Raw genomic sequence first — 12,327 nt, 5'->3', positions numbered from 1 at the left:
TTTAAATTTGAAAACAAAAAAAGTAAAAATGGAACTGTAAACAAAATAATACCATTTTTACTCTAATTTATATTAAACTTATATTAACTTTCCTTTTTAGCTCTATTTTCAGCTACTTCTTGATCAACTACATCTTGAGTTATTATCTTTTGATCATAACTTACAGAAGCTACTATAGAATTTAAATCATCAATTACTGTTATTTCACTTCCAAATTCTACATCTACAATCTTAAATTGATCTCCTGGCTTAGCTCTTCCTACATCTAAATTTACTACCTTTGGAATATTAGACGGGGAGCACTTTACCTTTATGCTATCTATATTCTTTTGTAACACTGCATCTAATTTATTTATATATTCTTCTCCAACATAATTTATAGGAATTACTGTTTCTATTTGTTCATTACCTTCAACCTTTTCTAAATCTATATGTAATACCTTTCTAGTTACAGGATCTCTTTGAACTTCTTTTATAAGAGTATTTAAAGAACCCTCTTCTGAATTTATGTTTAAAAGTCCATGTTCACCAGTTACAGAAAGAGCATGATTAAGTTCTAGTTCTCCTATTTCAAATAAGAAATTATTAATTCCTTTTCCGTATATAACTCCAGGAACTAATCCTTTTCTTCTACACTTTCTACTTGAATGTCTAGTATTTTTTTCTCTTTGATTTACTTTTAAATTTTCCATCATCATCCCTCCTTTTAAGTATTATTTCCAAAATTTATTTTATTATTCATTAATTTTAATTTCTTATATTTAATCTTTCTTCTATAAATAAAGGAACATATCAAAATGATATATTCCTTTAAATTAATTTTATCTCTATTTTTTATTTTAGAAGTTCAGTAGATACAAAATTTATTTCATATTCTCCAACAAAATCATCTCCATCTAGATCAAACTCACTATTATTTGATCCAAAGTATTTTGATACCATAGATAAATCTCCTAAATCTATTTCTCCATTCTTGTTAAAATCTGCTTTTAAAGGATTTTTCACTTTAAGATTTAGGTTAATTGTATATATATTTTCTGTACCATCTTCTGCTACAACTTTAATTTTACCAACTCCTGGTAAAAATTCAGCATTTTTCACTTTAATAGTAGCATTTGAATCTTCTGATATAGCTGTTATTTCTGGAACAGCATTTGTTCCTTCTTCTAATTCTATTTCATAGTCAAATACATCCTTTTTAAAACTTTCAATAGTTTTTCCATTGACAGAAATATCACTTAAACTAGCATTACTACTAGCTACTCTACGCTTTATTGAAGAAATAGTTAACTTATTCATTTTCCCTTTCAATTTATCATTTCCATTTACATCAGCTCCTATAATAAGTGGTAAATCACTAACTTCTAAAACTGAACTTGGCTTTACTGTCTTATCTAATTCTCCATTTATATAAATAGATGCTTCACCCTTTGAATGTTCAAAAATAACTTTTATATTTGTCCATTTATTTAAAGGAATTGCTTTATTAGATATAAATTGAGTTATTGCTCCTTCAGCATGAAATCTTAATTTCCCTTGAGGAGATATATCTATTAAGAATCCACCCTTTCCTGTCCCATTATTTATTTTTTGAGCTATTTTTTGCCAGTAATTGGTGTATTCATCTAAATAAACTTCAGTTTCTATAACTATATTATCATCTAGTTTTAACAAATCATTGCTTTCAATATTTATATATCCATCACCAAAATCAGCAGCTTTTCCATCCTTTGAATCCACCTGAGAAACTGTACCATTTACTTCTCCATGAAAACTATTTTTAGAGCTATCTTCTCCTAAGTTAGAGTAATCTTCAAAATTATAATCAGCAATTACACTTTCTTCCACAATTACATATGGATTTATTAAAACTTTGTATTCGTTATTCATAGTTTCATCCTTAGATGTAACTTTTACTACTGCTTCTCCTGGAAGTTCTTCTGGTTTTTTAATTTCAATCTTAGCCTCTGAAATAAAAGTTTCTGCCTCAATATTTAGATTTTGTAAGTTTTCTCCCTTTTTAAGATCATAAGAATATTCATATTTACTTCCATTAAATCCTTCTAGATAGTTTCCATTGATTTTTAGAGACTTAAGATCTGCATTACTATTAGTATGAACTTTTGTTAACTTAGCATCTCCAAAACTTCCATGGTCCGATCCTATATCATTACCTCCATCTTTTACAACTAATTTAAGTATATTTTTACCACTTATAGGAACCTTAACATGTTGTTGTGTTGTATCACCTGTCATTAGTCCACTATCAAAAACCTTCTCATCATCTAAATAAACCTCAAAAGATATAGATGCCATAGTACCAGCCATTTCTTGATCTACTCCAACAAATGTTTCAAAATAATCATAGTAATCCAATCCTTTTAAACTATATACTATCTCTGAGTTAGCATGAGTTCCTATTCCTTTATCATAAGAAACATTCTGTCCATTTTCACCTTTTAAAGTTATTATATTTCCATCACAACTAGCATCTTTTTGTATTTCTCCATATCCAGTAGATCCACTTTTCCATTCTAATTCACTCAAATAAACATTTGTTTCAACTGAAACCTTTTCTGATGCTTCTCCTAGACCCTCTGAATTCTTTGCCACTAAATAATATACATAGCTATAATTATCATTTGAAGGAGCATTTTCATCAATGAATTCTTCTGTTTTTATATCTTCAGCTATTAATTCAAAATCACCTTCACCTTTTCTATAAATATCATAACTTTCTGCAAATTTCGTCTTATTCCATTTTAATGAAACATAGTTATCTCCATTTCTTAAAGCTTTTAATCCATTAACCTTTTCTGGTTTCTCCATAGGTATTCCTTCAACTTTATATTCTCCATTAACTTCTGTTTTGAACTTAACTACATTTTCTGAAACAACCTCTGGAGTTATTTTATTTCCATTAACATCAATTATAATAGCTTTTTTTATTCCTGGATATTCCAAATAACAATCATTTCCTGAACCAGATTTTACTTTTAGAAGATTTAATGAATTATTATTCCAGTTAGCTGAAATCTCAAAATTTCCTCTAGCCTTTAGTCCATCAAAGCTTCCATCTTCCCATGCTGTTGGTAATGCTGGCAATGGATTTATTGTTCCTAAATGACTTTGCACAAGCATTTCAGCCATTCCAGAAACAGCTCCCATATTTCCATCAATTTGAAAAGGTGGATGAGTATCAAATAAATTTTCTAAAGTGCTTGTTGTTAATTGATTTTTTAATAATCTATGTGCTCTATCTCCATCTAATAATCTAGCCCAAAGATTTATTTTATTAGCTTTAGACCATCCTGTTCCTCCATCCCCTCTATTATTCATAGTAACCTTTGCTGCTTCATATAATTCTTTGGTATCTTTTTGATTTATTTGAGTTCCTGGATAAAGTCCTACAAGATGAGAAATATGTCTATGATTATCATTTTGAGTATCTATATCATCTTTCCATTCTTGAACTTGTCCATATTTACCTATTTGAGGTTTTAATAATCTCTCTTTTTTATTTTCAAGCTCTACTCTGAACTCTTCATCTATTCCTAAAGTTTCACTAGCTTTTATAGTATCTGTGAACAATTGCCAAATAAGTTCTTGGTCAAAAGTTGTTCCTACAGTTCTAGGACCATGTTCTGGAGAATAACTTGGTGAAGAAACTAAATAGGTTTTTCCATCACTATGAGTGTATTCAACTAAAAATTGAGTCCAAAATTGTGCAGCTTCTTTCATAATAGGATATATATTTTCTCTTAAATATTCCTTATCATCAGTAAACTTATAATGATCCCAAAGATTCTGACTTATCCAAGCATTAGACGTAGGAGCCCATCCCCAATCAAATTCCCATCCCATAGCTGTAAAGCCAAAAGGATTATTCATTGTATTTACCGTCCATCCATTTTTATTTTCAATAGCATCTTCTATTCCACAATGCATTTGTGCTGTCTTTCTTCCTGGTTCTCTTAAACTTTCTACATATTCAACTAATGGAATAGCAGTTTCAGATAAGTTAGCAACTTCTGCTGGCCAATAATTCATTTGTATATTTACATTAAAATGATAATCTGAACTCCAAGGTGGGTTATTAGAATTATTCCAAACTCCCTGTAAATTAGCTGGTAAACTACCTTCCCTTGAAGATGATATTAATAAATATCTACCATATTGGAAGAATAAAGTTTCTAAGCTATTAGATTGATTTGTTTTATATTCATTTAACATTTCATCAGTAGGCTTATCTAATTTAAGTTCTCCTAAATTTAAATTCACTCTATCAAATAAATTTTTATAGTCTTCTATGTGCCTACTCTTTAACTTATCATATCCTAAATTTACAGCATTATTAATTCTTTCAGTTACTGCTGAATGTGGGTCTTCGCCTTTATAAGTTGGATATTCATTTATATAATCTGTTCCTGCACTCATTACTATTGTTATTTCATCTGCATTTTCAACACTTATTCTATCTTTTTTATCTTGAATTGATCCTCCAGTATTAATAACCTTAATTTGAGATTCATACTTCATTCCATTATCTTCTATTGAACCACTTAATATCAAAGTATTATTTTCTACAGAAAGCTTTTTCCCATTATGAGCCCCTTCATTTCTAACATCTACAGTTAAAGAAGAAGCTTTATCAGCCTTTAATTTGATAACCATTACATTATCAGGATAGCTACAGAAATATTCTCTTTCATAATTAACACCCTTATAGTTATACTTAACTGTAGATAAAGATTCCTCTATATTAAGCTCTCTTTTATAATTAGTCACCTTGTTATCTTCATGAGACTTAAAATCTAAGAATATATCTCCAAAATTTTGATAAGCTCCATAAGCTCTTTGATTACCACATACTCTTTGGTATAAATCATTTGAAGGAGTTTTCCCTTCAGCTAATATTTTTCTTATTTCTTTAACAGCTTCCCAAGCACCTTCTTTATTGCCTCCATTATAACCTTCCCATACTCCTGGTCCACCAGACCATAGAGTTTTTTCATTGTATTGTATTCTTTCACTTGATACACTTCCAAAAATCATTCCCCCCATATATCCATTTCCAATTGGAAGAGCCTCATTTTCCCATTTTGTAGCAGGCTCATCATACCATAAAGCTAATTTGTCTAGATCAATATTTTCATTTAAAGTACTATTTTCTAATTCATTAAACCTACTAGACTTAGCAAAAGTATAAACTGATTGACCTACTACCATCAAAGAAACTAACAATGCTATTTTCTTTAAGAATTTTCTTTTCATAAATACTCCCCCTAATATAGTACTAATTATATTTAATAATGCATTTTTGCATTTATTATAATATATGTAATAAATAAGCTGTATCTTCAGCTAAAAATTTTAAAAATGATTAAACACTTAAAATTTTTAGACATAATTAGATACAGCACATAAAAATTATTTTAATATATCATTCATTATAAAATTAAGTTCAAATTTATCAATAACTCCATCAACATTTATATCATACTCTTTAATATTTTCCCATAATGTTTAGAAGTCAATACTAAGTCACCAATATCAACTTTACCTTCTTTATTTAAATCTGTTGAAGGCATTTCTGGCTCAACTAAATTATCTTCACTAGTATCTACTAAAACATAATTCAATTGACAATCAGTTCTACCTCCATGTTGATTTTTACCTTTTAACCTAAAGTTTAAAATATGATCTTTTGCTCCTATTAAAGAGATTTGCTTCCCTTTAAATTTAATAGAGAAAGTTGAATTCTTATTATTTGTCCGTGCTCCATAAGTTTATTTATTCCAACCTTCTGAAAAATTGAATTGATGCAATCCATCACCAACCTTCTTTTGTTTCTATTTTAATTTACTCGTCATCCTTAATAGTAACTGTAGCTCTTGAATTAAATCCTAATATTCCACCTATTGGATCACTTAATTTTAAATAAAATTCCTTAGTATCTTCTTTTTCCTTATCATTAATAATATTTATATCAAAAGTTTTTTCTGTTTCCCCTTCATTAAACGCTAAAGTACCAGACCATGTTTGATAATCAACACCATTTAAAGCTGTACCAGCTAAAGTATCATAGTTAACTTCAAGCTTTCCATTACTTCCACCTTTTCTTATAACCTTAAAGGTAGCAGTTCCTATATTTTCACTTACTTCATATCCAATATGCTCAAATTCAACCATACCTTTTCCACCATTATCTAATACATAAGCTCCATCTATATGAGCAGCTACCCCTCTAGCATTTGAATTTTTTCTTCCAGTGCATTTAACTGTAACTTCATGCTCTCCATCACTTAAATCTTCACTTTCAAAAACTATCTCTTTAGATTTTCTATTAGAAGAGTATAAGTCAACTTCTACAGGATTCATTCCATCTATATAAACTTCCATTATTCCATGACTAGAATCCTTTGTTCCTGATAAGAAAAACTTACTTCCATTAAATTTTATATTAACTGTAGAATTAGTTTTACTTGTATAATGAGCATCTCCACCTAAATCATTATCTCCATAAATATTCTCATATGTCCATCCATCACTAAAGTTAAATTGTTCTAATCCACTTCCCTTATTATCATCATTTAAAACTTTTAATCCAGCTGGTGGTGCTGATGGAAGCTCTATATTTATAGGCTGTTTATAAACTCCAATATTATTTATAAGTGGCACTTCTAATGAACCAGTTATATTAATTCTTATTTTTTCACCCTTAGTTGGAGCTATTCTAATAAGTCTTTTATATCCTATTGTTTTTCCTTCATAAACTTTATTCCAATTTTCTCCTTGTAACACTTCTACATTAAAACTTGATACTCTTTGACCTAATGGTATATACTCTTGAACAGAAATAACATCAAATTCTTTACTTTCATCTAAATCTATTTCAATAGTACCTGTTTTATTATTATCTGGCGCCCAATAAGTATCGTAATTTCCATCTACAATTTTATTTGCACTAAATGTTTCTTCATTATTAGCAAAACTATTCACTATTACATCCTTATTTAAAGCTAAGTCATTATTAAATAACTCTATAATTGTTTCACCAAACTCATTTAATCTATTAACATCATTTTCATGTAACTTTCCTTCTTTATTAGGAGGAATATTTAATAATAATACTGAATTTCTTCCTATGGATTTAAAGTAAATATCCATCATTTTTTCTAAAGATTTAACTTCATTATCTTGAGAGCCATGGTAAAACCAACCTGGTCTTATTGATACATCTGACTCTCCAACTACCCAATTTGGACCACCTTCCTCTCCATTATTCAAATATGTTGGATTTTCTCTTTTTTTCATTTTTTCAATATCTATAGTTGACCAACAAGGTTCTCCTGCATATCCTTTTTCATTTCCAATCCACCTAATGTCTGGTCCTTGTGGACTAAATATTAAACATTCTGGTTGTAATTCTTTTATAAGAGCAAACCATTCTTTAAACTTATATTCTTGCTTAACATTTGATCCCTTTGCTCCATCCATCCAAACTTCAGATATAGGTCCATAATTTGTTAATAACTCTCTTAGCTGATTCATATAAAACTCATTATAATCACCACCATGTCCCTCTCCATAATGCTCTGAGTTTTGGTCCCATGGTGACAAATAAACTCCAAATTTTATATTATACTTAGCACAAGCTTCTGACACTTCTTTAACTACATCTCCATTCCCATTTTTCCAAGGACTACTAGCTACATCATGCTTTGTATATGCACTATCCCATAAACAAAATCCATCATGATGTTTTGCAGTTAATATAACCCTTCCAAACCCTGCATCTGCCAAAGTTTTTACCCATTGATCAGCATCTAAATTAGTAGGGTTAAAAATTTCTGGATTTTCTGTTCCATCTCCCCACTCCTTTTCTGTAAAGGTATTCACTCCAAAGTGTATAAATGCTGTAAGTTCTTCTTTTTGATAGCTAACCTGTTCTTCTGTTGGAATTGCTCCAAATGCTTCTGTTACATATTTCATATTATTTATAGTATTTGCCTTAGTTAATACAGAACCTTGTCCCATACTAGCTAAAAAAGTCATTGCCATTGTAGTTGCTAAAAAACTTTTTATAGCTCTAACTTTCATACTTCCTCCTTAACTATAATTATCCTATATATATTTATTAAAACAACATAATATTTATTACAATAAATATTAAAAATTTTTCACTTTTTTAATTTTATCTTTACAAAACAATGTATATTAAAAAGTAATATTATAAAATAGACCTTATAAATTATTAGTGAAATTTAATAATTTATAAGGTCTATTGTTTAGTATTAATAATTGACTTTTAAATTTTACTTTTTATTTCAAATAATCTAAAACCATTTTAGGATGATCTGTGAATATAGCATCTACTCCATATTTTTTTAGTTTATCTATATCCTCTTTTTCATTTACTGTATAAACATTTACTTTTATATTTTCATTATGTGCTTTTTCTACTAATTCTTCTGATACAAGAGATTTAGCAGGATGTATTGCATATGCATTTAAATTTTTAGCTATATCAATAATATTTGGAATTTCTTTTTCATAAAGTACTCCTAATTTAATATCTTTATCTAAATTTTTAACTTTCTCTAAGGCCTTATGATTAAAACTTGAAATAAGTATTTTTCTTTCTAAATTATATTCCTTTATTAAGTCTAATACATCTTTCTCAATATTTTCATAATCTATTACATCATTTTTAATTTCTATATTTAAAATTACATCCCTATCTTTTATAAGATTAAATACATCTTCTAATAAGAGTATTCTACACTCATCATTATTTTTAAATCCTTCTTTATTGCACTCAAAATTTATAAGCTCTTCGAAAGTATAATCCTTAACTTTTCCATTTCCATTAAAAGTTCTTTTTATATCTTCATCATGTATTATTACTAACTTTCCATCTTTACTTTTATGAACATCAAGCTCTATTCCATATATATCTAATTTTAAAGCCTCCTTAAATGCTAACAAAGTGTTTTCTGGATATTTACCACTAAATCCTCTATGTGCAAAAACTTTCATAAATTAATTCTCTCCTTTATAAATAATTCTATTATCTATGTTTTCTATTGAGTTACATCCTGTTAATACCATGACTGATTTTAATTCACTTTTTAAAGAAATTTATTATAAAATAATCTCCTGTTCCTTTCCCTCCCATTCCTGGGACTTCACCTGCACATGCTACTCCATTACAAACCTTACACACTCTACAACTTCCATTATAAAGTTCTCTAGCTTCATCTATCATGTCCTTATTCATATATACATTCCTCCTAAAAATCATTTTCTGTTTTAACTTTAAATCCATTTTGAAGTAGAAGTTCACAAGTTACTCCATTTCCTTCTTTTTTCTCTCCATTAAAATTTCCTGAATATATAGCTCCAAGACCACAAGAGGGACTTTTAGCTTTTAAAATTACATATTCTGCATTTATGTTTTTTGCAATATTTAAAGTTTCATAAGCTCCTTTAATAAATTCTTTTGTAACATCAGTTCCATCTTTGCCAAGCACTTTTGCCTTTCCCTTTAGAACATCTTTTCCTGTTCCTCCTACAATTTCACTTGGTATTCTTGGAGTTTTTAATCCTCCTAATTGTTCTGGACATGCAATCACTGCTTTCCCTTCTTTAAGTAGCTTTAATATATTTTCATTTAAATTACTTTCACCATTGTATTTACAATTAACTCCACATAAACATCCACTAATTAAAACCACAAATTTATCCTCCCTAAAACTTATTAAAACAATTTGAATATTAGTTTTATGAAAAATTATCCATTATTTATTAACAAAATTCTATTTTATTATAATCCTTAAAACTTTATAAAAAAAGTATTTATCTTAGAAAGAAAAAGAGTTATATCAAAAAGTTAATAATAAAGATTATAAACATTAATAAGTTTATAATCTTTATTATAAATTATTTGATACAACTCTTTATTTATAAAATTTTATCATTCTAATTTAAACTTAATCTTATTTCCACCTTTTATTATTTCCCCTGCACTTATGCTCTGTTCTTTTATTTTACCTTCTCCTTCAAATTCACCAATTAAGTCTAATGATTTTAAAATTTCTTCTGCCTTTTTCTTGTTTAATTTTCTAAAATCTGGTATTACTATTTCCTTTTCATTTCTATCAAATCTACTTCCAGCATATAAAGTTATACTATCTCCCTTTTTAACTTTATATCCTGGCATAGGCTTAATTGAAGTAATGAAAGTTCCATCTCCCTCAATTACACAATTAACTCCTAAGTCATTTAAACTTTTCTCAGCACTAGTTAATCTATCTCCCCTTAAATCTGGGATTATTACACTTTCTTCCTCAATCTCTAACTGACCTTCATTTAATGAAATATAATTAAATATATTATTAAATAATTCTCCTGCAAAAGGTGCTGCAACAATTCCTCCAAAATGCTCTCCATTTTTAGGATTATCTATTATTACTATTAAAGATACTTTTGGATTATCATATGGTGCAAATCCAGCAAAAGATGCTATATACCCAGCTCCATAAGTCCCTGTTTCAGTATCTACCTTTTCTGCTGTACCAGTTTTTCCAGCTACTTTTATACCTTCAATACCAGCATCCTTTGAAGATCCCTTAGAAACAGTAGATTCTAAAGCCTCTTTAACTCTCATAGTACTTTTTGCATCCACTATATTTTCTTGTATTTTAGGCACAAAAACTTCATCTATAATTTTTGTACCATTATCATCCTTATGACCTAATTCTTTCATAATATGAGGTTGAATTAAATCTCCTCCATTTGCAACCGCATTTAGGGCTGTCATAAACTGAATACCATTTATTGTATTAGTTTGTCCAAATGATATAGTTGCTAAATCTACAGCACTTATATCTTCTAAATTTTTAACTATTCCTGTAGCTTCTCCAGGTAAATCTACTCCTGATTGAGTTCCAAATCCAAAAAGTTTAATATATTCATTTAACTTTTCTGCTCCTAATTTTGTCCCCATTTCCATGAAAGCAACATTACATGAATTTTCTAATGTTTGATTAAAATTTTGTACTCCATGTCCACCAGGTTTCCAACACTTTATATTTCTTCCTGATACATTTAAACTACCATTACAATAATAAACTTCATCTTTTCCTGCTATATTTTCCTCTATTGCTGCTATAGAAGTTATTATTTTAAATATTGAACCTGGCTCAAAGGAATCTGAAACAATTTTATTTCTCCACATATTCTGAAGTTTTGCTGATTCATTTTCTCCATTAAATGCTTCACTACCTTCATAAGGATTATTAGGATTAAATCCTGGTTTATTTACAATTCCTAAAATTTCTCCATTATTAGGATTCATAACTGCAATACTTACGGAGTCTGCCTTATGTTTTTTTAATGCCTCCTCGGCTACTTTTTCAACAAAGTATTGTATATTCTCATCTATTGTCAAAGTAATATCCTTTCCATCTACAGGTGGAGTAAAACTTACTTCAGAATAAGGATTTGAAGCGCTATTTCCAGAAACTTCACTAACTCTTACTCCTGGAATACCCATAAGTTCTTCATTATAGTAAAGTTCTAATCCACTTAATCCTTCTCCATCTGCATTAGTTGTTCCTAAAGTATGAGAAAGAAAATCTTCATTAGGATAGTACCTTTTAGTGTCCTCTGATACTATTACACCCTTTATATCTAACGCCTTAACCTTATCAGCTTTTTCCTTTTCTATTCTTCTTATTAAGGTAGCAGAGTTTGCTGGATTTCCTGATGGATATGTAAGTTCTATTCTTGATAAAACCTTTTCTTCATCCATCTGTAAGGCTTCTGCTAATAATTTTGCTATTTGGATACTATCAGTATCTTTCTTATCAATATATTTTCTTAAAGTTATTAAATCTAAATCTACTCTAAATACGTTTGCAGTAACTGCTAGCTCTCTATTATTTCTATCTAGAATCCGTCCTCTTCTAGCATCTATTTGTATTTCATTAATCCATTGTTCCTCTGCCATAGCCTTATAATCTTTTGATCTAAATATAACTATGTAAAGTAATCTACCTACTAGAACTAAAAATAATATTACTATTGCCAATAAAAAAGATATCATTCTATCTTTATCAATTTTAATTTTTTTATTTCTCTTTTTTACTTTCACCTAACAACCCCCAACCAATTTTACATAATTTTCAAACTTCAAATTGATTATATCATAAATATTCCAATGCTTTTTTTAATAAATTGTATATAAAAAGAGTCCATCTAAAATTCTTTATAAGATTTAGTTTATTTAAACCTATTAATAAAAATTTAGATGAACTCATA

Annotated in this window: 7 protein-coding genes and 1 pseudogene; all 8 read right to left on the bottom strand. The window is 28.5% G+C overall.

Annotated features, from left to right (window positions below; translation table 11 throughout):
- Positions 1–83: 83 nt before the first annotated feature.
- A complete protein-coding gene (locus tag Q1J60_RS03520) occupies positions 84–692 on the bottom strand; it encodes a 50S ribosomal protein L25 (RefSeq protein ID WP_300258580.1) in 609 nt (202 codons plus the stop codon).
- Positions 693–834: 142 nt separating this feature from the next.
- Positions 835–5,274, bottom strand: coding sequence for a glycosyl hydrolase family 95 catalytic domain-containing protein (locus Q1J60_RS03515; protein WP_300258578.1), 4,440 nt, complete (start codon positions 5,272–5,274; stop codon positions 835–837).
- 218 nt (positions 5,275–5,492) lie between these two features.
- Complete coding sequence (locus Q1J60_RS03510) at positions 5,493–5,642, bottom strand: hypothetical protein (RefSeq protein ID WP_300258575.1); 150 nt, start codon at positions 5,640–5,642, stop codon at positions 5,493–5,495.
- A 220-nt stretch (positions 5,643–5,862) separates the two neighbouring features.
- Positions 5,863–8,103, bottom strand: a complete 2,241-nt coding sequence (locus Q1J60_RS03505; RefSeq protein WP_300258572.1) for an alpha-L-fucosidase — start codon at positions 8,101–8,103, stop codon at positions 5,863–5,865.
- A gap of 222 nt (positions 8,104–8,325) precedes the next feature.
- Complete coding sequence (locus Q1J60_RS03500; protein WP_300258569.1) at positions 8,326–9,042, bottom strand: glycerophosphodiester phosphodiesterase; 717 nt, start codon at positions 9,040–9,042, stop codon at positions 8,326–8,328.
- A gap of 100 nt (positions 9,043–9,142) precedes the next feature.
- Positions 9,143–9,283, bottom strand: a pseudogene (locus Q1J60_RS03495) (alpha-hydroxy-acid oxidizing protein); the annotation flags it as partial.
- Positions 9,284–9,296: 13 nt separating this feature from the next.
- Entirely contained in the window at positions 9,297–9,740 is a 444-nt protein-coding gene (locus tag Q1J60_RS03490; RefSeq protein WP_300258566.1) for a 2-thiouracil desulfurase family protein, read from the bottom strand.
- 239 nt (positions 9,741–9,979) lie between these two features.
- Positions 9,980–12,160 carry a stage V sporulation protein D gene (locus Q1J60_RS03485; protein WP_300258564.1) on the bottom strand — a complete coding sequence of 727 codons (2,181 nt, stop codon included), beginning with the start codon at positions 12,158–12,160 and terminating at the stop codon, positions 9,980–9,982.
- Positions 12,161–12,327: the final 167 nt, after the last annotated feature.

This window comes from Clostridium sp., from assembly GCF_029258205.1.
Classification (GTDB): domain Bacteria; phylum Bacillota; class Clostridia; order Clostridiales; family Clostridiaceae; genus Sarcina.
The sequence above is the reverse complement of the archived record's forward strand: the minus strand, read 5'-3'. Positions and strand labels throughout refer to the sequence as shown.